We start from the raw sequence: 21070 nt of genomic DNA on the forward strand, positions 1-21070 counted from the left end.
TGCCGTCGGGCTCAGTGGGCGAAGTGGCGGGTGCCGGTGAGGTAGAGGGTCACCCCTGCCTCGCGGCAGGCCGCGATCACCTCGTCGTCGCGGATGGAGCCGCCGGGCTGGACGATCGCGGTCACGCCCGCGTCGATGAGGATCTGGGCACCGTCGGCGAAGGGGAAGAAGGCGTCCGAGGCGGCGACGGCTCCGCGTGCCCGCTCCGGTGCCTGCTCGCCCTCGGCATGCTCGCCGAGGGTGTTGGCGCGGGCCACGGCCAGCCGGCAGGAGTCCAGGCGGTTGACCTGGCCCATGCCGATGCCGACGGCTGCACCGTCCTTGGCCAGCAGGATCGCGTTGGACTTGGGCGCCCGCACGGCCCGCCAGGCGAAGGCGAGGTCGGCGAGGGTGTCCTGGTCGGCGGCCTCCCCGGCGGCCAGGGTCCAGGTGGCAGGGTCGTCCCCGCCGGCCGTGAGGGCATCGACGTCCTGCACCAGGGTGCCGCCCCAGATGGTGCGGATCTCCACCCCGCCGCGGGGCCGGTCGGCGACCTGCAGGATCCGCAGGTTCTTCTTGCTGTGCAGCAGCTCGAGGGCCTCGACCTCGTAGCCGGGCGCCAGGATCACCTCGGTGAACACCGGCTTGACCTGCTGAGCCATCGCCAGGGTGACCGTGCGGTTGGCGGCGATCACCCCGCCGTAGGCGGAGACCGGGTCGGTGCCATGAGCGCGGGCGTGGGCGGCGGCGATGTCCTCGCCCTCGCGCGCGACGGCGATGCCGCAGGGGTTGTTGTGCTTCATCACCACCACGCAGGGCTGGTCGTGGTCGTAGGCAGCACGCAGGGCGGCGTCGGCGTCGACGTAGTTGTTGTAGCTCATGGCCTTGCCGCCGAGCTGCTCGGCGCCGGCGAGACCGGGATCCTCCTCGTCGACCACGGCGAGGCGGGCGCGCTGGTGGGGGTTCTCGCCGTACCGCAGGGTGGCGGCGAAGCCCATGGTGGCAGCGTCCTCGTCGCTCATGTCCAGCAGGTAGGTGTCGCTGACCTCCTCCGCCTCGTCCTGCTCGGCGCCGTCGGCGTCCTGGGCGTCGTCCCCGTCCAGGGCGCCCATCATCCAGGCGGCGATCGCCTCGTCGTACCCGGCAGTGACCTGGAAAGCAGCCGCGGCCAGCTCCTGCCGCTCCCCCAGAGTGAAGCCACCGGCCCCCGCTGCACGGGCGGCCTCGGCGTAGTCCTCGGGCTCGACCACGACGGCCACCGAGGCGAAGTTCTTGGCGGCGCCGCGCACCATGGTGGGGCCGCCCACGTCGATCTTCTCGATGATCTCCTGGAAGCTGCCGCCGGCCGCGACCGTCTCCGCGAAGGGGTAGAGGTTCACCACCACGAGGTCGAAGGGGGCGATGTCGTGGTCGGCCAGCTGGGAGACGTGGTCCTCCAGGCGCTGGTCGGCGAGGATCCCGCCGTGGATGCGGGGGTGGAGGGTCTTGACACGGCCATCGAGCATCTCGGGGAACCCGGTGATCTGCTCGACGTCGGTGACCTCGATCCCGGCCTGGCGGACGGTCGCCGCGGTGGAGCCGGTGGAGACGATCTCGCAGCCGGCGTCGGCGAGCGCTCGGGCCAGCTCGACGATGCCGCTCTTGTCGTAGACGGACAGCAGGGCGCGGCGGAAGGGGCGGCGGTCGGAAGTGGTCACGCGATGGGCTCCTGTTCGGTTCGGTTCGCAGCGGTCAGTCGGCGCACCACGTCCACCAGCAGCGGCTGCTCGGCCTGCTTGATGCGCTCGTGGAGGGTGGCCTCGGTGTCGTCCTCGTGCACCTCGACGGCGACCTGGGCGAGGATGCGGCCGGTGTCCACACCGGCATCGACCTCGATCACGGTGGCGCCGGTGACCTTCACCCCGTGCGCGAGGGCGTCGCGCACGCCGTGGGCGCCGGGGAAGGAGGGAAGCAGGGCGGGGTGGGTGTTGATGATGCGCCCGGGATGGGCCTCCAGCAGCGGTGCTCCCAGCAGCTTCATGAACCCGGCCAGCACCACCAGGCGCGGGGAGAAGCCGGCGACGGCCTCAGCGAGCGCGCGATCCCACGCGGCGCGGTCGGCGTGGTCGGCCAGGCGCACCACGGCGGTGGGCACGCCCGCAGCGCGCGCGTGGGCGAGGCCCGCGGCCTCCTTGTCGGCGATCACACCGACGATCTCGTAGGGGCAGTCCGGGTGCGCACCGGCCTCCAGCAGGGCGGCGAGAGTGGATCCGGTGCCGGAGATGAGGACGACGACGGGGGTGCGGGACACGGTGCCAGGGTAGTGCAGGGGCGTGTGCGCGCCGTCGTCGGTCCGAGGGTCGGCGCCGGCCCGAGGGTCGGCGTCGGTCCGGGGGTCAGCGCCGACCGCGGGGCGAGCCCGCCCCCATCTGCGAGCGGCCTGCACGCGGTGACACGGGGTCCAGGCGGACGGGGCACAATGGTCCACGATGAGCAGCGATGAGAAGAAACCGCAGGGCGGCGCACGGGACGAGTCCACCACCGGCACCAGGCAGCGTCGGCTGCTCGGGGCGCTCAGCTTCGCCCTGCTGGCCGCGTGGCTGCTGATGCTGGCTCCGCTGCCCTACTCGCTGCTGAGCGGGCTGGCAGGCCTCATCGCGCTGGTGCTGCTGATCCCCCTGATCGTGACCGCCTTCCGGGAGGGGCGCCGGGGGATGGCGATCTTCTCCGCCGTGGTGGGCGTTCCCGCCACACTGCTGATCGTGCTGGGCACCGTGACCTCCCTGGTGTTCTACGGCCCTACGGTGCAGCGCGAGGAGTGCGTGCGCACGGCGATCACCGAGCGTGCGAAGTCGCAGTGCGCCCAGGAGGCGCAGGAGTCGATGACGGACTGGATCACCGGTCTGCTGGGGGGTTGAGCTCCTCCGCAGGCACCTCCACGGGGTCCTGAGCCTGCGCAGGCTCCTCACGCTCCACAGGGTCCGGGGCGTCCTCGTGGACCTCCCCGTCCTCCTGCGCGGGTGCGGGATCACCTGCCCCGGTGCGCTCGGCACGCTCCTTCTCCTCGGCGGACTCCACGCGGCTGCGCAGCGATGTCACCGCTTTCTGCGTCCAGGGGATCAATGCGGTGGCCATGAACGCCAGCACCGCGCCCGTGCCGCCCACCGTCAGCAGCAGCAGCGGCATCAGCAGGGTGCCCATCTGCGGGCCCAGGTGCGCCAGGCGTCCGTCGCCGATGCCACCGGTGGACAGCCCGGCCAGCAGCAGGATCACCACCATCAGCACCAGCGGGTAGGCCACCCACGCGGTCACCCGGTCCCGGAGGTCCAGGTGCTCGACGTCCCGCACCAGGCGCACCGCGCCCAGCACGACGGGGGCCAGGGGCACCAGCATCAACGCGATCGCCCATTCGGGTGCGGGGCCCGGTTCCGGCAGGGCCGCCAGGATCGGCAGGGCCGGCATCAGCCCGGTCTCCACCCCCTGCAGGGAAAAGGCGGTGCCGGTGCCCATGGTCACGGTGCCGCCCAGCAGGATCACCAGTGCCCACACCATCAGCAGGGGAAGCAGGGCCAGCTGCAGCAGGGTCAGCACGATCCCGCCCACGATCCCGGGGCCCAGCTGTTCGAACAGGGCAGCGGCGCCCTTGATGCCCCACAGCAGCTGGCCGGTGACGGCAAGGGCCCCCACCGCGACCAGGCCGGCCAGGGCCAGCAGCACCGCGCGGGCAACAGCGTCGAAGGGGGCGGGCAGCAGACCCAGCACCCGCACTCCCGGGGAGCTGTCCGTGGGGCGCCGTGACAGGGACCGGAGCACGCCGAGCAGGCCTCCCACCACTGCCACCAGCGCGCCGGAGAGGAACGCCGGGACAATCATGGGGGCCGCATCGACGCTGCGCCCCAGGGCGGCCAGCGCCGCCACCCCGATCGCGTAGACGACGGTGTAGGCGCCCAGTGCCGCGCCGGCGTCCCCCAGCGCGCGCGGCCGCAGCCCTGCATCGTGCTCGACCAGCCCCAGCACATAGCCCACGCGGCGCATGCCCAGAGCGGACACCAGAACGAACAGCGCCATCAGCCCGAGGGGGGTGAGCGTGACGGTGCCGTCGATCACCCCGGTGGACAGGGTGATGCCGCCGCCGTGCCCGAGCACCAGCACGTTGAGGCCGATGATGATGGCGTCCAGGGCGGTGGCGGCTGAGCGGGTGCCTGCCACCTGGGCGGCGAGCGCGGGGATCACGGTCACCGCGATCGCGGTGCCCAGGGACACGACGGCCGCGAGCACTCCCCGCACCAGGGGGCTCGCGATGCTCTCGCCGCTGCTTCTCACGCACTGCTCCGTCCATCCGTCCATCGGGCGGCCCGGGAGGGCCGACGGGCACCGCGGGGGGCGCCCGCACCATCGTCGCACCTGAGACCCCCTCACCGGCGCAGGCGGCATCGGGGTGCCGCCGGTGACCATCCGCACGCGGAGGACCTGTCGCATAATGAGTCCCGATGCCTTCCCTCCCCACGTCCCCCGCCCTCGCCGACGACACGTCGGAGCTGGTGGTGCGCACCCTGCGGATCGATGAACCGGTCGACCTGCTGGGGCATGTGCCCGAGCACCTCAGCGCCGCCTGGCTGCGTCACGGCCAGGGCCTGGTCGCCGTGGGGACGGCCTGGTCGGTGCAGACGGCCGGGCCGCACCGCTTCGCCGCCGCCAGCGCTGCCTTCCAGCACCTGGCCCAGCGCTGCCGCATCGACGACGAGGTGCGCACCCGGGCCAGCGGCCTGATCGCCCTGGGCAGCTTCTCCTACGCCGACGGCTCCGCACGGCCCTCCACGCTGATGGTTCCGCAGGCGGCGCTGGGGGTGGAGGAGGGCGAGGCCTTCCTCACCGTGGTGGGGACGGGTGTCGAGCCCGAGGTGCCCGCCTCCTGGCGCGACCTGTTCCCCTCCACCCCGCGCACACCCGACCCCGGCGAGCTGGACATCGACCCCTCGCACACCCCAGAGCAGTACCAGGCCCTGGTGCGGGACGCGGTCGGTGCGATCACGGACGGCGAGGCGCAGAAGGTGGTGCTCTCCGAGCTGACCACGGTGCGCTCCGGCGCGCCCGTCAGTCGGGCCGCGCTGGTGGCGCGCCTGGCTCGCGAGTACCCGAGCACCTGGGTGTACCACCTCGAGGACGTGGTGGGGGCAAGCCCCGAGATGCTCGCCCAGACCGAGGACGGCCGTGTGTTCTCCCGGGTGCTGGCAGGCACCCGTCCGGTGGCCGAGGGCGCAGAGCTGTCCGAACAGGACCGCCGCACCTTCCGCGGGGACGCCAAGGAGCGCTCCGAGCACGCCTTCGCGGTGGACTCGGTGGTGGATCGCCTGGTGGACGTGGCCCTCGACGTCACGGTGTCCCCGGAGCCGTTCGTGCTGCGGCTGCCGGGGCTGGAGCACCTGGCCTCGGATGTCTCGGCGAGCCTGCTACGTGGGGTGACCAGCCTGGACGTGGCCGCACGGCTGCATCCCTCGGCCGCGGTCTCGGGGACCCCGCGGGAGGCGGCCGACGAGATCATCGCCCGCCTGGAGCCGCGCGACCGCGGCGGCTACGCCTCCCCCGTGGGCTGGATGAACGCCCGGGGCGACGGGCAGTGGGCGATCGCGCTGCGGATGGCGCACCTGGTGGACGACCGCACCGTCGCCCTGCAGGCCGGGGGCGGCCTGGTGGCGGCCTCCGATCCGGTCTCCGAGCACGCCGAGGTGCTCGCGAAGAACCGGCCCATGCTGCGGGCACTGCGCGGCGGGACGGCCGGGACGGGGAACGGCCCCGTCAAGCGCTAGGGCCTCTCCCCCAGGGTGATCCGGATCGCCCGCTCCTTCTCGCCCCTGACCACGGTGAGCGTGTGCTCGGATCCCACCTCCTGGCCGCGCACCACGGCCGTCAGCGCCGCAGCCCCGCCGATGCTGACGTCGTCGAACGCCGTGATCAGGTCCCCCTCCTGTATGCCGGCCTCCACCGCCGGGCTGTCCGGCTCCACGCCGACCACCTCGGCACCGCGGTGGGTCACGTCGCCCACGCTGCGGGTGCCGTCCTGGGTGGTGACGCCCACGTAGGCGTGCCGCACCGTGCCGCCCTCCCCCAGCTGATCCGCGATCAGCCGCGCGGTGTTCGAGGGGATCGCGAAGCCCAGTCCGATGCTCCCCACGGCACGATCCGTGCCGGGGATGGCGGCGATGGCCGTGTTGACGCCCACCACGTGACCGCGGGCGTCGACCAGCGGCCCCCCGGAGTTGCCGGGGTTGATGGCGGCATCGGTCTGGATGGCGGAGGTGAAGGCGGCGTCGGAGCCGTCCTCCTCCTCTCCCTCGGTGGTCACGGGCCTGTCCACTGCCGAGACGATGCCCGTGGTGACGGTGTTCTCCAGCCCCAGCGGTGTGCCGACGGCCATCACCGGATCCCCCACCTCGACCAGCTCGGAGTCGCCGAAGGTGGCGGGCTGGAGGTCCGGGGGCGGTGCGTCCAGGCGGATCACGGCCAGGTCCGTGCTGGGATCAGCGCCCACCACTGCCGCGGTGTACGTGAGGCCGTCGGCCAGGGTGACCTGCACCTGGTCCCCTCCGGCCACCACGTGATCGTTGGTGAGAACGGAGCCGTCCTCGGAGAGCACCACGCCGGTGCCCTGGCTGGTGCCGGTAGCGGTGCGCACCTGGATGGCGACCGTGCTCGGGGCCACCTGCTCGGCCACCTCGCTCCAGTCCGCCACCGTCGCCCCACCGGTCGAGACGGGCTCCACGTCCGGGCCGGTGGGCGAGGGGGAGGCTGGCTCGCTCGGTGCCTGTGCCGAGGTGAGCGGCGCGATGATCCGGTCGTAGGCCACCACTCCGCCCAGGGTGGCACCGCTGGACAGGAGCATCCCGGCCAGGACCAGGGCGCTCACCCCTCCCCAACCGGGGCCGCGCCGCGGGGTGTGCGGGTGGGCGTGCGGGGCGGCCTCCCGGCTGACCCGCGATGCCTCGACCGCGGTGCCGCTCGGCCCGGCAGGCGGCGTCGGTTCCGGCTGCGGCGGTCGGAGCGCGGATGGCCCCTGAGCGTCCTCCCCGGTCCGGGAGGCGAAGGGATCCCAGGGGTTCGGGGACTGCCCGGGATCATCCTGCGCGGGGCTCATTCGACCATCCCGTCTCTCGAGATCGATGACCGCCGACGGGAGAACTCCTGGACCACGATGACCCGGATCCCCCGGCTGGGGGCCGCAAGCGCGCCGGCCAGCTCATCGGTGCACACGGACTCGGTGCGGGCACCGAGGGAGGCGGCGGCACCGGCGATGTCCACGCCGTGCGGGGTGGTGAAGAAGCGCCGCAGCAGCGCGGGCGGGGCGGCGGCGTGCTCGAGCCCCCCGAAGATGCGACCGCCGTCGTCGTCGACCACCACCACGTCGAGATCCGGGCGCTGCTCCTCCGGGCCGATGATCAGGCCCGTGAGGTCGTGCAGCGCCGTGAGGTCACCCACCAGCAGCCGCACCCGCCCGGGGTGGTCCCGGTGGGCCAGGGCCAGGCCGGTGGCCATGGCGGTGGTGCCGTCGATGCCGGCCAGTCCCCTGTTGGCGATCACCCGGGCGTCCGTGCTCCCGGCGTGCTGCTCGAGGTCCCGGACCAGGCTGGAGGAGCCCAGCACCAGCACGTCGTGCTCCTCGCTCGCGTTCCACACGGCCAGCGCCGCCCCCACCTGCCAGCCCAGGGGGCGGGCGGCGGATGCGGCCGCGCCGCGCCAGGCCTGGACGCGGGTGCGGCGGGCGGCGAGCTCCTCGCTGTCCGCGCGATCATCACCGGTGGCCGCGGGCACCGTGAGAGCGGCGCGGCCTGCCGCGTCGGGCCAGCTCGAGGTGGAATCCACGACGATCACCTCGACGTCCTCGGCGCCCAACAGGGCCCCCAGCACGGGTCGTGAGAGGGTGGGGTGCCCGAAGACCACGGCCCGCTCGGGCCGCAGGTCGTGCGAAGGATCCGCCATGATCTCGCTCAGCAGCGCCGGATACCCCGGCACCAGCATGTCGCCGCCGCGGGCACCGGAACTGGGCTCCGCCAGCAGCGGCAGCCGATGGCGCTCGGCGAAGGCGCGGGCATCGGGTCCGGCGCCGTCACCGGCGACCACCACCGTGCGGGAGGAGACCGCCACGGGGTGCGGCGGCGGGGCGCCGGGGCGTGGCCTGCGGGTGAGCACGATCGGTCGTGCGGGCGAGTCCGCATCGTCGGCCGCACCGGTGGCGCCGGGATCCGTGTCGTCGTCGGGACCGGCAGCAGCTCCGGGGCCGGGCGTCGTGGGCACCAGGGGGTCTCGGAACCCGAGGTTCAGGTGCACCGGTCCGGGATGGGTGCCAGTGGCCGCGGCCATGGCGCGGGCGGCGGTCATGGCGATGGTGCGCAGTTCGACGGGGGTCGCCCCGGTGGCGGTGGGCGCGGGCAGATCCGCCTCGAAGCGCACGAAGTCGCGGTACAGGCCCACCTGAGAAGTGGTCTGGTTCGCCCCGGTGCCCCGCAGCTCGACCGGGCGGTCGGCGGTGAGCACGATCAGGGGCACCCGGGAGTGGTGCGCCTCCATCACCGCGGCCAGCAGGTGGGCGGTCGCGGTGCCCGAGGTGGTGGCCACCGCGGCGGGGTGGGCGGGATCGTGGCGCGAGATGCCCAGGGCGGTGAAGCCGGCTGCGCGCTCGTCGATCCGCACGTGGGGCCGGATCATGTCGGCCACCTGCCCATCCGCGAGGGCGTACACCAGGGGGGCGGAGCGGGATCCCGGGGCGAGGACGGTCTCGCGCACGCCGAGCAGGCCCAGGGCGCGCCACAGCACGACCGCCTCGTCGACCGCCCCGGACCCGGTGGGGGCCGGCGCGGTCAGTGGGGCGACCTCGGGGCGCTGCTCGGCATCAGGCATGGTGACAGCGTAGAACCCTCACAGCTGCGCAGAGCACTCGGCCAGGCGCGCCTGCCACCTCGCGGTGAGCTCCGGCCCGGCCGCGTGCCGCACCAGCTGCTCCTCGGTCGGCTCCGGGCGCACGGCGGCGATGGTGCCGCCGGTGGCGTGCAGGGGCTCAGCCGTCACATCGCCGGTGAGCAGCGCCGCCGTGGCGAGGCCGCAGGCGTGGGGCAGCTCGGGCAGCGCGGCGGCCAGGGCCAGCCCCGCGCTCAGACCCACCCCCGTCTCCAGCGCGGAGGAGACCACCACCGGCAGGCCGGCCTGCTCGGCGAGCTGGAGGCAGCGCCGCACCCCGCCCAGGGGCTGGACCTTCATCACCAGCACATCAGCAGCCTCGGCGCGGGCCACCCGCAGAGGGTCCTCGGCGCGGCGCACCGACTCGTCGGCTGCGATCGGCACGTCCAGGGCCCGGCGCAGGGAGGCGAGGTCCTCGATGCTCGCGCAGGGCTGCTCGGCGTACTCGAGCCCCCCGGCGGCCCTGTCCAGCACCGGCAGTGCCGCCAGGGCCTCCTCGAGGGTCCAGGCGGCATTGGCGTCGATGCGGATGCGGGCCTCGGGTCCCATGGCCTCACGCACGGCGGCGAGCCGGTCGGCGTCCTGGGAGAGATCGCAGCCGGGGTCGGCGACCTTGACCTTCGCGGTGCGCGCGCCGCCCACCCGGGCGATGCGGGCGGCGAGGGCCGGGGGCACCACGGGCACGGTGACGTTCACGGGGATCTCGCGGCGCTGCGGGGCAGGCCGCTCGGCTGTGGCATCGGCGAGCGCTGCCCGCAGCCAGGAGGCGGACTCCTCCACGTCGTAGTCCCAGAAGGGTGAGAACTCCGACCAGCCCCGGGGGCCGTGCAGAAGCACGCCGTCGCGTTCGGTGAGGCCGCGGAACCGCATGGTCATGGGGATCGACCAGGCCACCGCCCGATCGATGCCGAGCTCGCGCAGAGCAGAGGGGATGTGCATCTCTCGAGGGTATCGGCCGGGTCACCGCCCCAGCAGGGCAGGATGGGGTCATGACGTCCCCTCAGCCATCCGGCCCGTACTCCCTGCGTCCCGTGGGCGCTGCGGACGCCGACGCGGTGCTCGCCGCCTTCACCTCCCACCCCGACATGGCCCGTCAGGGTGAGGTGGAGACCATCGAGCAGGCCCGCACCTACGTGGACTGGCTGCGGGGCGAGCAGCGCCGGGCGGTCGCTGTCACCGATTCCTCGGGGAGCATGATCGGCCTGGTGGCCCTGAGCATCGACCAGGACAACCGGGCGGGATGGTTCTTCTACTGGATGCACGCGCAGCACCGGGGCCGTGGGCTCATCGGCCGAGCGGCGGCCACCGTGGCGGATCGGGCCCTGGCCCCGCTCGAGCAGGGCGGGTGGGGGCTGGACCGCCTCGAGCTGGGACATCGTGCCAACAATCCAGCCTCCGGAGCGATCGCGCGTGCAGCGGGCTTCGTGCAGGAGGGCGTGGAGCGACAGAAGTTCCTGATCGACGGGGAGCGGCACGACGTGCTCGCCTACGGGCGCCTGCGCACCGATCGGGCACCGTCCACACCGCGCCTGCCCTGGGCGCCGCAGGGCCAGGAGATGGCGCCTTCCCACTACCCTGGGGGGCATGACGACCACCCCCGCTCCTGAGCCCCGGCAGGTCTCCGAGACCTTCGATCCCTCGCGCTGGCGGGAGGTGACGGCCGCCGAGCACGGCGGCTCTGCCTTCACCGACATCACCTACCACCGCGGGGTGCAGCGCAGCGAGGACTCCACCGGCCACGACCTGCCGGTGGTGCGCATCGCCTTCGATCGTCCCGAGGTGCGCAACGCCTTCCGCCCGCACACGGTGGATGAGCTGTACCGGGCTATCGACCATGCCCGCCTGGACACCGGCGTGGGCGTGGTGCTGCTGACCGGGAACGGCCCCTCCCCCAAGGACGGCGGGCGCTCCTTCTGCTCCGGCGGCGACCAGCGCATCCGCGGCCGCGCCGGCTACGAGTACGCCGAGGCCGAGGAGCTCGCGGAGACCGACCAGGCGCGCACCGGCTCCTCGGGCCGCCTGCACATCCTGGAGGTGCAGCGCCTCATCCGCACCATGGGCAAGGTGGTGATCGCGGTGGTCAACGGCTGGGCCGCCGGCGGTGGCCACTCCCTGCACGTGGTCGCGGATCTCACCATCGCCTCCCGCCAGCACGCCCGCTTCAAGCAGACCGATGCGAACGTGGGCTCCTTCGACGGCGGCTACGGCTCGGCGTACCTGGCCAAGCAGGTGGGGCAGAAGCGGGCCCGGGAGATCTTCTTCCTGGCCGAGGAGTACTCGGCGCAGGACGCCTACGACTGGGGCGCGGTCAACCGGGTGGTGGACCACGCCGATCTCGAGGACGAGGCCCTCGCGATGGCCGCGACCATCGCCACCAAGTCCCCGCAGGCGATCCGGATGCTCAAGTTCGCCTTCAACCTGGCTGACGACGGTCTGATGGGCCAGCAGGTGTTCGCCGGGGAGGCCACGCGCCTTGCCTACATGACCGACGAGGCCGTCGAGGGCCGCGACGCCTTCCTGCACAAGCGCGACCCCGACTGGACCCGGTTCCCCCACCCGCAGGGCTGAGATCGCCGTGACGTCGTGGATCCGGCCGGCCCCGTACGACGCCTCCGCCGCCTCCCTCACCGAGCACGCACACGCGATCGGTGAGGTGATGGCCGGGCACGGCAGGCTGTGGCTGGGCCCCTTCGATCCTCCCGCGCAGCTGCCCGCCGGGTTCGAGGATGCGGCGCTGGTGGTGCCCACCTCCGGCTCCACCGGCGCGGCCAAGGCGGTGGCGCTGTCCCGGCAGGCGCTGCTGGCCTCGCAGGACGCCACCGCCTCCCTGATCGGCCACGGCTACTGGCTGCCCCTGCTGCCGCCCACGCACATCGCCGGGGTGCAGGTGATCGCCCGCGCCCACCGCACCGCGCAGGTGCTGGGGCTGGACGGCCCGGCCCTCCCCCGGCCGCTGCCGGACCTGCGCGGCCACTTCGACTCCACCGCCTTCGTGGCCCTGGCCGAGCCGGCGCTGGCGCAGGCGCAGGAGGCGGGACTGCCGGCGCTGACCTCCCTGGTGCCCACCCAGCTGACCCGCGTCGTCACCGGGGCCACCGGCGCCGATGCCCGGGCCAGGGCCGTGCTGCGCCGCTTCACCGCGGTGCTGGTGGGCGGGGCCGCGACCCCGCAGGAGGTGCTGGCGCGGGCCCGTGGCCAGCGGATCGCGGTGCGCACCACCTACGGCTCCTCCGAGACCGCCGGTGGCTGCGTGTACGACGGCACCGCCCTGCCCGGGGTGCGCCTGCGGATCGACGGGGCCGACGCCGAGGGCGCCGGCCGCCTGCTCGTCTCCTCCCCGACACTCGCCCTGGGGTACCTGTTCGCGGACGGCAGCAGCGAAGCGATCGGCACGGAGCTGGCCACCTCGGACCTGACCTCGCTCGATGCCGAGGGCGCCCTGAGCGTGCTGGGTCGCGCCGACGACGTGATCATCACCGGTGGCCGCAAAGTGCTCCCGCAGGACGTGGAGCGGGCCATCGACCGCTCCCTGATGCTGCGCGGGCTGGTGCGCTCGGCCGTCGTCGTGGGCGTGCCGGATGCGGAGTGGGGCCAGCGGGTGGAGGCCCTGGTGACCCTCGAGGCGGGCGTGGAGCCGGCCGAGGCGGCGTCCCTGGTGCGCTCGGCGCTGCGCACCACCGAGGTGCCCTCCTTCATGATCCCCAAGCGGGTGCACGTGGTCCAGGAGCTGCCGCTGCTGGGGATCGGTAAGATCGATCGGTCCGCCGCCCGGCGGGTCGCCACCGATCTCACCGATCCGGCAGGCGGCTGACCGCCCGGCCCGGATGCCCTCCCCCGCTCGACGCGCTCCGACGTCGACCGTTCGCCTGAGCACTCCCGGAAGGACCGCCGTGGCCACCGTCTCCCAGTGGATCGAAGGGGCACGCCCCCGCACCTGGCCGGCGGCCGTGGCCCCGGTGGCGGCGGGCACCGGCGCGGCGATATGGCAGCTGCGCGGCCTCGACTCCCTCGACGCCGGCACCCTGCTCGGCGTGGTGCTGCCCCGCGCCCTGCTGGCGCTCGCCGTGGCGCTCAGCCTGCAGATCGGCGTGAACTACGCCAACGACTACTCCGACGGCATCCGCGGCACCGACGACGAGCGCGTGGGGCCCTTCCGCCTCACCAGTTCCCGAGCTGCCGCACCGGCCACCGTCAAGCGTGCCGCCATCGGCTCCCTGGCCGCAGGCGCCCTGTTCGGGGTGGCGCTGATCGCGGTGGCCGGGATCTGGTGGGCCCTGGTGGTGGGGTCCGCCGCCGTCGCGGCCGCCTGGTTCTACACCGGCGGCAAGAAGCCCTACGGGTACCTGGGCCTGGGCGAGCTGTTCGTGTTCGTGTTCTTCGGGCTGGTGGCGGTCAATGGCACCGCCTACGCGATCACGCTGCGGTTCGGGTGGGTGGCGCTGCTGGCCTCGATCGCGATCGGCCTGCTGGCAGTGGCGATCATGCTCACCAACAACCTGCGGGACATCCCCACCGACACGATCGCAGGCAAGCGCACCCTCGCGGTGCGCCTGGGCGATCGGGGCACCCGATGGCTGTTCACCGCGACCATGCTGGTGCCGTTCGTGCTGATGGTGCCGGTGATGGTGGCGCAGTGGCCAGTGCTGCTGGTGCTGCTGGCCCTGCCGCTGGCGATCATGCCGGCGCGCACGGTGCTGGGAGGGGCGATGGGCCGTGACCTGATCCCGGTGCTGGGCGCCACCGGGAAGCTCGAGCTGGTGTTCTCAGTGCTGCTGCTGGCCGGCCTGGTGATCTGAGGGCTCCTCACGACCGGAGCTCTCCGCGCTGTCCAGCAGGGCGTCCTCGTGCTCGGCGTCCTCGTCGACCATGGGCCCGCGCTTGGCGCGACGACGATCATCGGCATCCTTCCACCGCATCGCGGCGCGGTCACGCACCTTGTCCAGGACCAGGATCGACACCAGCATCGAGAGCAGCGCCGCCAGCACGCCCGCCAGCATCACCCCGATGTCCAGCAGGGTGAGCAGCCACCAGACCGCACCGAACAGGGCGAGCCGCAGCACGGCATAGACGACCATCTCTCGCATACCCACCAGGGTAGGTCCCCCTGGTGGGTGCTTCCTGCTCCGAGCCGCCGACCAGGGACCCTGCCTAGACTGGATCCATGCTTCGCGCGATCCCGGCCATCCTCTCCATCGCCCTTGCGATCTTCGCGCTCGCGGACTGCGTCCAGACCCAGGACGACGAGGTGCGCGGGCTGCCGAAGTGGGCGTGGATCGTGCTGATCGTGCTGATCCCCTGGGTGGGGCCGATCACGTGGCTGCTGGTCGGCAAGGACCGCACCGACGGCACCGGCCGCGGGCCCGGGCGGGGCGGGCCGCGGCGCAGCGGACCGATCGCGCCGGACGAGGACCCGGACTTCCTGCGCAAGCTCGATGAGGACATCCGTCGCGAGCGCCGCGAGAAGGAGCGCCTGCGGAAGGAGCGGGAGGCCCGTGAGGATCAGCAGCGCAGCGAGGGTCCCGAGGACCCGCCCTCGGCCTGAACCGCCACGACCTGCACGTCCGTGCCGCGGGCCAGACCTGCGCCGGAGCGCTGCGAGGGGGGTTCTCCCTGCTCACAGCCCCGAATAGGAGTGGAGCCCGTTGATGACGGTGTTGACGATCGTGTAGTTGAACACAACGGCGACGAACCCTGCCAGGGCTAGCCAGGCCGCACGGCTGCCGCGGAAGCCGCCGGTGGCACGGGCGTGGAGGTAGGCCGCGTAGATCACCCAGATCACGAAGGTCCACACCTCCTTGGGATCCCAGTTCCAGTAGCGGCCCCAGGCGTCGCGCGCCCAGATCGCGCCGAAGATCAGGGTGAAGGTCCAGCACACGAAGCCCACGGAGTGGATGCGGAAGCTCAGCCCCTCCAGGACGCTCGAGGAGGGCAGGCGGTCCAGTACGTGCCCGAAGCGCCCCCAGTGCTCGGGGCGCTCCTCCCCTGCGGCGACCTTCTCCACCAGGGCCCTCTCGTGGCGGGCCTGCAGCAGCTGCATCACCGCCACCACGGCGCCGAGGATCGACAGGGCGGTGGCCAGGATCGCCACGCCGATGTGGATGACGAGCCAGTGGGAGTTCTGCAGGCTGGGGGTGAGCTCTGCGGCCGGCACGATCCAGAAGCGCTGCGCGATGAACAGCAGCAGCAGGATCGGGCCCACCACAAAGGTGCCCAGGGCGCGCAGGTCGTGGCGCTTGATGGAGAACACCAGGAACGCGGCCATCACCAGGGCCGCGCTGGTGATGGCGAACTCGTACATGTTGGTCCACGGCACCCTCTGGGTGGCCAGGGCCCGCAGGATCACGCCTCCCAGGTGCAGGGCGGTGCCGGCACCGGCGATCAGGAAGGCGAAGCGCTGGGCCGACATTCCCTGGGCGGGCACCCCGCCCGCTGCGCCGAGATCCGCGGCAGGATCCTGCCCGCCGGATCCGGCCACGGGCGCGTCGGTCCCCCCGACGCCGGTGTGCGCACCCGTCGTATCGACGGAGGCGGAGTCGGTGGCGCCGCTCGCTGCGACGCCGACGGGCTCGCGGGCCTCCTTCGCCTCACGGGCGGCCAGGCGCGCGTCGCTGCGCCGTGCGGTGGTGCCGGCCAGGTCGGCGGTGAAGCCGATCAGTGCGAGCACGTACAGGACGATCGTGATCACGATCAGGAGGCTGGAGAACTCGGCGAGCTGCTGGTCGATCACGAGGGTCGTCCTCCGGTGGTCGGGGCGGTGCTGGACTGCGCAGGCTGCGGGCCCTCGGGCCCGTCGTGGTGGTCAATCGACGAGGATAGCCGCTGGGCCAGGGAGGCGACGTCGTCGGCGAGGGCGGGATCCTGGCTGCGGGCCAGGCCCGCCACCTCCAGCACCGCGGCGCCGTCGGCCTCGGTCACGCGCACCCACATGCGGCGGCGCGGCACGAACAGCGAGAGGATCAGACCGGCCACCGAGGCCAGCGCGAAGCCCAGCAGCCACGGCTCGAAGGGGTTGTGCGCCACGTCGAACGCGGCGTAGCGGCGCACCCCGTCGAAGGAGAGGCTGGAGCCATCGGGCAGGTCGATCTGCTGGCCGGGCTCCAGGCTGATCAGCACGGGGCTGCCGTCCTGGCCGGTCAGCTGCTCCAGCTGGGAGACGTCCACCTCGTACACGTTGCGGGGAACGCCCTCGTCCAGCCCCAGGTCGCCGTGGTGCACGGAGACCACCAGCATCGGATTCCACAGATCGGGGGACACCGAGTGGGGGCCCTGCTCGTCGATCACGCCGGAGGGCAGGAAGTAGCCCACCACGGCGGTCTGCTCGGGGCGGGCGTCCGGGGCCTTGATCACCAGCTGGGAGGTGTAGCCGGTGTCCCCCGTGGGCACGGTGATCACCGGTCCCTCGGCCACCACGGTGCCCTCCGGGTCCCGCAGGGTGACCTCGGGGGCGTAGCCGTTGCCCAGCAGGTACATCGAGGCGCCCGGCACGTGCAGCGGCTTGTTGACCTCGAGGGTCTGCGCGAAGGGCTCCTGGCCCGCAGTGGTCACCTGCACGTCGGCCTCGAAGGAGAGGGGCTGCCCCACGTTGGGCGAGGTGGGCTCCTCGTCGTACGCGGCGCGGAACTGCTCCAGGGTGAAGCGGAACTCGGGCAGCTCGGAGGTGTCGAACCAGGCACCGGGCTCGAAGGAGTCGTACTGGGTCAGGGAGTTGGAGAAGCCGGATCCCTCCACCACCGTGATCTGACCGCGGTAGCCGGTGAGATGACCGGCCGCCACGCACACCAGCACCCCCACCAGGGCGATGTGGAACAGCAGGTTGCCGCTCTCGCGCAGCAGGCCGCGCTCCGCGGTGATCGAGCGCGAGGCCCGCTCCTGCAGGCGCTCGGTGCGGTACCGCGAGCGGCGCAGGGCGGCGTGGGCGCGGTCGAGCAGCGCGTCGGCGTCCGCACCGGGGAGCTCCTGCCGGGTGTACCCGGTGAAGCGGGTGAGCTTGGCGGGGGTGCGCGGGGGCGTGGAGCGCAGCTGCTTCAGGTGCACCCCCACGCGCGGAACGATGCAGCCGATCAGGGAGATGAACAGCAGCAGGTAGATCGCGGAGAACCACGGCGAGGAGAACACCTCGAAGAAGCCGAGCGAGTCGAGGATCTCCCCCCAGCGGCCGTTCTCCTGCAGGTACTGGTCGGTCAGGCCGGGGTTGACGTTGCGCTGGGGGTACAGGGAGCCGGGGATCGCCGCGATCGCCAGCAGCATCAGCAGGATCAGGGCGGTCTGCATGCTGGTGAGCTGGCGCCACAGGAACAGCAGGGTGCCGCGCAGGCCCAGCGCGGGAGCGGCCGGGCGGGGGCGTCGCGAGGCACGGGAGGGTCGGGATGAGCTCATCACACCACCGGCTCGAAGGTCGCGATCATGCCCTGCAGCTGGTCCATCCAGGCCGCCCACTGCCCTGTCAGCAGCAGCACGCCGATGGCCACCAGCAGGGCCCCGGAGAGCAGTCCGATGGTGCGGCGGTGGCGACTGAGGGCGCGGCTCAGGCCCAGCGCCCTCTCGAACAGCAGGGCGAACAGCACGAAAGGCAGCCCCAGGCCCAGGGAGTAGGCCAGGGCGAGGATGCCGCCGCGCACGGCCGCCCCGTCGCCAGCGGTGCCGTCCAGGGACAGGGCGATGATGGCGGCGTAGGTGGGGCCGATGCACGGGGTCCAGCTCAGCCCGAAGATCACACCCAGCAGCGGGGCGCCCAGCAGGCCGGCGTCGGGCTTCTTCCCGGAGGCCCTTGTGGTTCCGCTGAGCTGGGGGAACACGCCCATGAACACCAGGCCCATGAGGATCACCACCACGCCGGCGACCCGGTTGATCCACACGGCGTGCTCCTGCAGGAGGTACCCGACGGCACCGGCGAAGCCGCCCAGCAGCATGAACACCACGGTGAACCCGGCCACGAACAGGGCGCTGCCGGCGACCATGCGCCCACGGGAGGGCGCGACGGGGCGCTTCTGCGCCCGGCCACCCCCGGTGCCTGCCCGACCGGCGGCCGCTGTCGCGCCCTGCCCGGCCAGGCCCGAGACGTACCCCAGGTACCCGGGCACCACGGGCAGCACGCACGGGGACAGGAAGGCGACGACGCCTGCGGCGGCGGCCACCGCGATGGCCAGCAGCAGTGATCCGGACAGCGCGGTGGCCTGGAAGGCCTCCCCGATCTCGGCGACGATCATTCGGCCAGGACCCGGTCGAGCATGGCGCGCAGCACGGAGGGGTCGGCCGCGCCGGAGATGCGGGCGGCCACGCGGCCCTCGCGGTCCAGCACCAGGGTGGAGGGGACGGCGTTGGGGGCCACCTGCCCCCGCAGCGCGTACATGATCTGCGCGTCGGTGTCCGGCAGGGAGGGGTAGGTGATGCCGTAGGTCTGCTCGAAGGCCCGGGCGGGGCCGGCGGCATCACGCACGTTGACCCCGACGAAGGAGACGCCCTCGGGGGCGTACTCCTCGCTGACGGCCTGCAGGTCCGGCGCTTCCTTGCGGCACGGCGGGCAGGCGGCGTACCAGACGTTGACCACCAGCACCTCGCCGCGCCGGTCGGCTGCGGCGAACTCCTCACCCTCGTAGGTGGCGCCGGCGAACTCCAGCGGCTCCTCGCGGGACTCGGGCGGGATCTCGGTGGTCACGCCGTCGCCGCCCACGTAGCCGGTGTCGTAGCGGTCGGAGGTGTCAGTGCCGCAGGCGGCCAGCAGCGCTCCCGCGGGGAGCAGGCCGAGACCGGCGAGCACGGAGCGTCGTCGCAGGGTCATGTGAGCTTGCCCCCGGTGGCGTCCACGGCGCCGGCCACCAGGTCCGCGGCGGGCTCGGCGTAGTCCACACCCGCCAGGTGGGGGCCGGCGAAGCGGAAGCTGGTGACAGAGCACAGCGAGCACTGCCGGCGCCGCGGGTCGTGCGGCAGGGGCTTGCCCTCGGCGCTGCGCCGCACCAGCCAGATAGGCAGCTGGTGCAGGACCAGCACGGCGTCCCCGCCGAGTTCCTCGGCCTCGGCGCGGGCCTGGTGCATGGCCGCCAGCACGCGGGCCACCTGCTCGCGATAGGGCTCGCCCCAGGAGGGGCGCAGAGGGTTGACGAACCAGCGCCAGTTGCGCGGATCGCTCAGCTTCGCATCGCCGTGGCCCATGCGCTGGCCCTCGAAGCGGTTGCCGGACTCGATCAGCCGCTGATCGGTGGTGACCGGCAGCTGATGCGCGGCCGCGATGGGGGCGGCGGTCTGCTGGGCGCGCAGCAGCGGGGAGGAGCGCACCAGGGCGATGTCCTCCCCGGCGAGGTGATCGGCCACGCGCAGAGCCATCTGCGCCCCGCGATCGGAGAGCCGGTAGCCGGGCATGCGGCCGTACAGGATCCGGTCGGGGTTGTTCACCTCGCCGTGGCGGACGAGGTGGACGACGGTGGTGGTCATGGGTGCGCATTCCTCCCGAGGCTGAGCGGGCTCACGGTACCAACCCAAGCTTCGAATCAGGCGGGGTCACGCCTGCATGTGAGCGGACGGACGCGGCAGCTCCACCGGAGCGCCCTCCGGCAGGGTGCGTCCCATGATCCGGCCCAGCTCCAGGAAGTCCTCGTGGCCCACGATGTCCAGCAGCAGCTCGCGCACGGACCGCACGTGCAGGGGTGCCGCCTGGCGCAGCAGGTCTGTGCCCTGCTCGGTCAGGCGGGCCTGGCGGCCGCGGCCGTCGGCCGAGCAGCGCACCCGCTCCACCAGCCCGCGCTTCTCCATGCGGGTGATGGTGTGGGTCAGGCGCGAGCGGGAGTGGACCACCTGGTCGGCGAGGTCGGACATGCGGATGAAGCCGGCCTCGGCCTCGGACAGCCGCACCAGGATCTCGTACTCCCCCAGGGTCAGGTCGATCTCCGGTGCGGACTCCAGTGCCATCGACAGGCGCTCGTTGAGAAGGGTGGTGGCGTACAGGAAGCGGCGCCACGCCCCCTGCTCCGCGTGACTGAGCCACAGGCCCTCGGGGGTGGAGGCGTCCGCGGAGCGCCGGTCGTCATCGGATATGGACTGCATCACGTTCTCCTGGTTCGATCGGGAGGTGCCCTTGCACTGCCCTCGCAGTATAGTTTAGCTTTCAAGCATGTGTGGGTGCCCCACCCCGGGGCGTTCCCCGTCTACGAAGGAGACACCTCATGACCGAGCAGTTCGATGGCCTCACCCCCGGCGTCTGGACCCTGGACCCCGCCCACACCTCCGCGAGCTTCACCGTGCGTCACGCCGGCATCTCCAAGGCCCGTGGCCAGTTCGCCGACGTCGAGGGCACCCTGACCGTCGGTGAGGGACAGGATGTCAGCTTCAAGGCCGTGATGAAGACCGCCTCGATCGGTACCGGCAACGAGGACCGCGACAACCACCTGCGCAGCGGTGACTTCTTCGACGCCGAGACCTTCCCGGAGATCACCTTCGTGTCCACCAAGGTCGAGGGCGACGAGCTGCACGGCGAGCTCACGATCCGCGACACCACCCGCCCGGTGGTCCTGGACTTCGCCTACGAGGGCGCTGCCACCGATCCCTTCGGCGTGTACCGCGCCGGCTTCACCGGCGAGACCACGATCTCCCGCAAGGAGTTCGGCCTGACCTGGAACGCCGCCCTCGAGACCGGTGGCGTGCTGGTCTCCGACGACGTGCACATCTCCATCGAGGCCGAGTTCACCGCGCCGACCGCCGCCTGATCGCCGATCGGCTGATCCAGCACCGCTGAGACCGAAGGCCCCCTTCCCTTCCCCGGGGCCGGCTCTGTGAGCCCACGACGGGCCGCACGCCATCTGGCGAGCGGCCCGTCGTGCTGTCGGTAGGGTTCCCCCATGAGCGAGCGCCGCATCCCCTCCCCCATCGATCCCGACGCGAGGATCGTCTACCTCACCCGCACCGGCTGTCACCTGTGCGACGAGGCCCTGCCCGTGGTGAGGGCGGAGGCCGACCGGGCCGGTACCACCGTGGACGTGCAGGACATCGACGCCGACGAGACCCTGCGACGCGACTGGGACCACGACGTCCCGGTGATCATCGTGGATGGGAAGGTCCATTCCCGCTACCGCGTCGATGCCGAGCAGCTGCGGGCCGCGCTCGCGGTGCCGCTGTGGCGCCGCCTGCTGCGCCGCCGCTGAGCGGCCCGCGCCCCCAGCACCCCGGCCCCGGA

Annotated in this window: 22 protein-coding genes; 9 read left to right on the forward strand and 13 right to left on the reverse strand. The window is 72.9% G+C overall.

All coding sequences use genetic code 11. From position 1 onward, the window contains the following. Positions 1 to 11 precede the first annotated feature (11 nt). Both purH and purN read right to left on the reverse strand, forming a co-directional pair. Positions 12 to 1676, reverse strand: a complete 1665-nt coding sequence (gene purH, locus M4D54_RS04795; protein ID WP_193864400.1) for a bifunctional phosphoribosylaminoimidazolecarboxamide formyltransferase/IMP cyclohydrolase — start codon at positions 1674 to 1676, stop codon at positions 12 to 14. Further along, positions 1673 to 2269, reverse strand: a complete 597-nt coding sequence (gene purN, locus M4D54_RS04800) for a phosphoribosylglycinamide formyltransferase (RefSeq protein WP_193864399.1) — start codon at positions 2267 to 2269, stop codon at positions 1673 to 1675. Before purN ends, purH begins: the two co-directional genes overlap by 4 nt. Before the next feature lie 178 nt (positions 2270 to 2447). Between purN and M4D54_RS04805 the strand changes: the two genes are divergently transcribed. After that, positions 2448 to 2876 (forward strand): hypothetical protein, encoded by a 429-nt coding sequence (locus tag M4D54_RS04805; protein ID WP_193864398.1) that lies wholly within the window; start codon positions 2448 to 2450, stop codon positions 2874 to 2876. On the opposite strand, the gene M4D54_RS04810 is transcribed toward M4D54_RS04805, so the two are convergent. Beyond that, positions 2854 to 4281: a DUF6350 family protein gene (locus M4D54_RS04810; protein WP_193864397.1), complete on the reverse strand. Its 1428-nt coding sequence runs from the start codon at positions 4279 to 4281 to the stop codon at positions 2854 to 2856. The two genes, M4D54_RS04805 and M4D54_RS04810, sit on opposite strands and share 23 nt — an antisense overlap. A gap of 167 nt (positions 4282 to 4448) precedes the next feature. Here M4D54_RS04810 and M4D54_RS04815 point away from each other — a divergent pair, with 167 nt between their 5' ends. Next, positions 4449 to 5765: an isochorismate synthase MenF gene (locus M4D54_RS04815; protein WP_259890527.1), complete on the forward strand. Its 1317-nt coding sequence runs from the start codon at positions 4449 to 4451 to the stop codon at positions 5763 to 5765. On the opposite strand, the gene M4D54_RS04820 is transcribed toward M4D54_RS04815, so the two are convergent. From M4D54_RS04820 to M4D54_RS04830, 3 genes are all read right to left on the reverse strand, one after another. Beyond that, complete coding sequence (locus M4D54_RS04820; protein WP_259890529.1) at positions 5762 to 6862, reverse strand: S1C family serine protease; 1101 nt, start codon at positions 6860 to 6862, stop codon at positions 5762 to 5764. The genes M4D54_RS04815 and M4D54_RS04820 overlap by 4 nt on opposite strands. Before the next feature lie 224 nt (positions 6863 to 7086). Further along, a complete protein-coding gene (gene menD / locus M4D54_RS04825) occupies positions 7087 to 8850 on the reverse strand; it encodes a 2-succinyl-5-enolpyruvyl-6-hydroxy-3-cyclohexene-1-carboxylic-acid synthase (protein ID WP_259890530.1) in 1764 nt (587 codons plus the stop codon). 18 nt (positions 8851 to 8868) lie between these two features. Further along, a complete protein-coding gene (locus tag M4D54_RS04830; protein ID WP_193864395.1) occupies positions 8869 to 9846 on the reverse strand; it encodes an o-succinylbenzoate synthase in 978 nt (325 codons plus the stop codon). A gap of 50 nt (positions 9847 to 9896) precedes the next feature. Between M4D54_RS04830 and M4D54_RS04835 the strand changes: the two genes are divergently transcribed. The 4 genes from M4D54_RS04835 to M4D54_RS04850 all read left to right on the forward strand — a co-directional run bounded on the left by M4D54_RS04835 (position 9897) and on the right by M4D54_RS04850 (position 13703). Next, positions 9897 to 10514, forward strand: a complete 618-nt coding sequence (locus M4D54_RS04835) for a GNAT family N-acetyltransferase (RefSeq protein WP_259890533.1) — start codon at positions 9897 to 9899, stop codon at positions 10512 to 10514. Continuing rightward, a complete protein-coding gene (locus tag M4D54_RS04840) occupies positions 10492 to 11475 on the forward strand; it encodes a 1,4-dihydroxy-2-naphthoyl-CoA synthase (protein WP_193864393.1) in 984 nt (327 codons plus the stop codon). Before M4D54_RS04835 ends, M4D54_RS04840 begins: the two co-directional genes overlap by 23 nt. A gap of 7 nt (positions 11476 to 11482) precedes the next feature. Continuing rightward, positions 11483 to 12718, forward strand: coding sequence for an AMP-binding protein (locus tag M4D54_RS04845; RefSeq protein WP_259890534.1), 1236 nt, complete (start codon positions 11483 to 11485; stop codon positions 12716 to 12718). A 79-nt stretch (positions 12719 to 12797) separates the two neighbouring features. Next, positions 12798 to 13703, forward strand: coding sequence for a 1,4-dihydroxy-2-naphthoate polyprenyltransferase (locus M4D54_RS04850; protein WP_259792394.1), 906 nt, complete (start codon positions 12798 to 12800; stop codon positions 13701 to 13703). Here M4D54_RS04850 and M4D54_RS04855 read toward each other — a convergent pair. After that, positions 13671 to 13991, reverse strand: coding sequence for a DUF4229 domain-containing protein (locus tag M4D54_RS04855; protein ID WP_193864391.1), 321 nt, complete (start codon positions 13989 to 13991; stop codon positions 13671 to 13673). The genes M4D54_RS04850 and M4D54_RS04855 overlap by 33 nt on opposite strands. 77 nt (positions 13992 to 14068) lie before the next feature. Here M4D54_RS04855 and M4D54_RS04860 point away from each other — a divergent pair, with 77 nt between their 5' ends. Next, entirely contained in the window at positions 14069 to 14449 is a 381-nt protein-coding gene (locus M4D54_RS04860; RefSeq protein WP_193864390.1) for a PLD nuclease N-terminal domain-containing protein, read from the forward strand. 72 nt (positions 14450 to 14521) lie between these two features. Here the strand turns inward: M4D54_RS04860 and ccsB are convergent, their stop codons facing one another. The 6 genes from ccsB to M4D54_RS04890 all read right to left on the reverse strand — a co-directional run bounded on the left by ccsB (position 14522) and on the right by M4D54_RS04890 (position 19944). After that, positions 14522 to 15634 (reverse strand): c-type cytochrome biogenesis protein CcsB, encoded by a 1113-nt coding sequence (gene ccsB / locus M4D54_RS04865; RefSeq protein WP_193864389.1) that lies wholly within the window; start codon positions 15632 to 15634, stop codon positions 14522 to 14524. After that, positions 15631 to 17283, reverse strand: coding sequence for a cytochrome c biogenesis protein ResB (locus M4D54_RS04870; RefSeq protein ID WP_259890536.1), 1653 nt, complete (start codon positions 17281 to 17283; stop codon positions 15631 to 15633). Before M4D54_RS04870 ends, ccsB begins: the two co-directional genes overlap by 4 nt. Further along, positions 17283 to 18113: a cytochrome c biogenesis CcdA family protein gene (locus M4D54_RS04875; protein ID WP_259890539.1), complete on the reverse strand. Its 831-nt coding sequence runs from the start codon at positions 18111 to 18113 to the stop codon at positions 17283 to 17285. Before M4D54_RS04875 ends, M4D54_RS04870 begins: the two co-directional genes overlap by 1 nt. Beyond that, positions 18110 to 18685 carry a TlpA disulfide reductase family protein gene (locus tag M4D54_RS04880; RefSeq protein WP_193864386.1) on the reverse strand — a complete coding sequence of 192 codons (576 nt, stop codon included), beginning with the start codon at positions 18683 to 18685 and terminating at the stop codon, positions 18110 to 18112. Before M4D54_RS04880 ends, M4D54_RS04875 begins: the two co-directional genes overlap by 4 nt. Further along, positions 18682 to 19335, reverse strand: coding sequence for a histidine phosphatase family protein (locus tag M4D54_RS04885; protein ID WP_193864385.1), 654 nt, complete (start codon positions 19333 to 19335; stop codon positions 18682 to 18684). Before M4D54_RS04885 ends, M4D54_RS04880 begins: the two co-directional genes overlap by 4 nt. 66 nt (positions 19336 to 19401) lie before the next feature. Next, positions 19402 to 19944 carry a MarR family winged helix-turn-helix transcriptional regulator gene (locus M4D54_RS04890; RefSeq protein ID WP_193864384.1) on the reverse strand — a complete coding sequence of 181 codons (543 nt, stop codon included), beginning with the start codon at positions 19942 to 19944 and terminating at the stop codon, positions 19402 to 19404. Positions 19945 to 20063: 119 nt separating this feature from the next. On the opposite strand from M4D54_RS04890, the gene M4D54_RS04895 reads away from it, so the two are divergent. Continuing rightward, positions 20064 to 20603, forward strand: coding sequence for a YceI family protein (locus M4D54_RS04895; RefSeq protein WP_193864383.1), 540 nt, complete (start codon positions 20064 to 20066; stop codon positions 20601 to 20603). Positions 20604 to 20735: 132 nt separating this feature from the next. After that, complete coding sequence (locus tag M4D54_RS04900) at positions 20736 to 21038, forward strand: glutaredoxin family protein (RefSeq protein ID WP_193864382.1); 303 nt, start codon at positions 20736 to 20738, stop codon at positions 21036 to 21038. The last annotated feature ends 32 nt before the right edge of the window (positions 21039 to 21070 follow it).

Origin of the sequence: Brachybacterium sp. p3-SID1565, from assembly GCF_025143785.1 — a bacterium.
GTDB classification, from domain to species: domain Bacteria; phylum Actinomycetota; class Actinomycetes; order Actinomycetales; family Dermabacteraceae; genus Brachybacterium; species Brachybacterium epidermidis.

Coding starts and splice junctions, on each gene's coding strand:
- M4D54_RS04830 (WP_193864395.1), bottom strand. CDS start 9,846: ATGCACATCCCCTCTGCTCTGCGCGAGCTCGGCATCGATCGGGCGGTG.
- M4D54_RS04815 (WP_259890527.1), top strand. CDS start 4,449: ATGCCTTCCCTCCCCACGTCCCCCGCCCTCGCCGACGACACGTCGGAG.
- M4D54_RS04855 (WP_193864391.1), bottom strand. CDS start 13,991: ATGCGAGAGATGGTCGTCTATGCCGTGCTGCGGCTCGCCCTGTTCGGT.
- M4D54_RS04860 (WP_193864390.1), top strand. CDS start 14,069: ATGCTTCGCGCGATCCCGGCCATCCTCTCCATCGCCCTTGCGATCTTC.
- M4D54_RS04875 (WP_259890539.1), bottom strand. CDS start 18,113: ATGATCGTCGCCGAGATCGGGGAGGCCTTCCAGGCCACCGCGCTGTCC.
- M4D54_RS04890 (WP_193864384.1), bottom strand. CDS start 19,944: ATGCAGTCCATATCCGATGACGACCGGCGCTCCGCGGACGCCTCCACC.
- M4D54_RS04885 (WP_193864385.1), bottom strand. CDS start 19,335: ATGACCACCACCGTCGTCCACCTCGTCCGCCACGGCGAGGTGAACAAC.
- menD (WP_259890530.1), bottom strand. CDS start 8,850: ATGCCTGATGCCGAGCAGCGCCCCGAGGTCGCCCCACTGACCGCGCCG.
- M4D54_RS04870 (WP_259890536.1), bottom strand. CDS start 17,283: ATGAGCTCATCCCGACCCTCCCGTGCCTCGCGACGCCCCCGCCCGGCC.
- M4D54_RS04895 (WP_193864383.1), top strand. CDS start 20,064: ATGACCGAGCAGTTCGATGGCCTCACCCCCGGCGTCTGGACCCTGGAC.
- M4D54_RS04835 (WP_259890533.1), top strand. CDS start 9,897: ATGACGTCCCCTCAGCCATCCGGCCCGTACTCCCTGCGTCCCGTGGGC.
- M4D54_RS04880 (WP_193864386.1), bottom strand. CDS start 18,685: ATGACCCTGCGACGACGCTCCGTGCTCGCCGGTCTCGGCCTGCTCCCC.
- M4D54_RS04840 (WP_193864393.1), top strand. CDS start 10,492: ATGACGACCACCCCCGCTCCTGAGCCCCGGCAGGTCTCCGAGACCTTC.
- M4D54_RS04805 (WP_193864398.1), top strand. CDS start 2,448: ATGAGCAGCGATGAGAAGAAACCGCAGGGCGGCGCACGGGACGAGTCC.
- M4D54_RS04900 (WP_193864382.1), top strand. CDS start 20,736: ATGAGCGAGCGCCGCATCCCCTCCCCCATCGATCCCGACGCGAGGATC.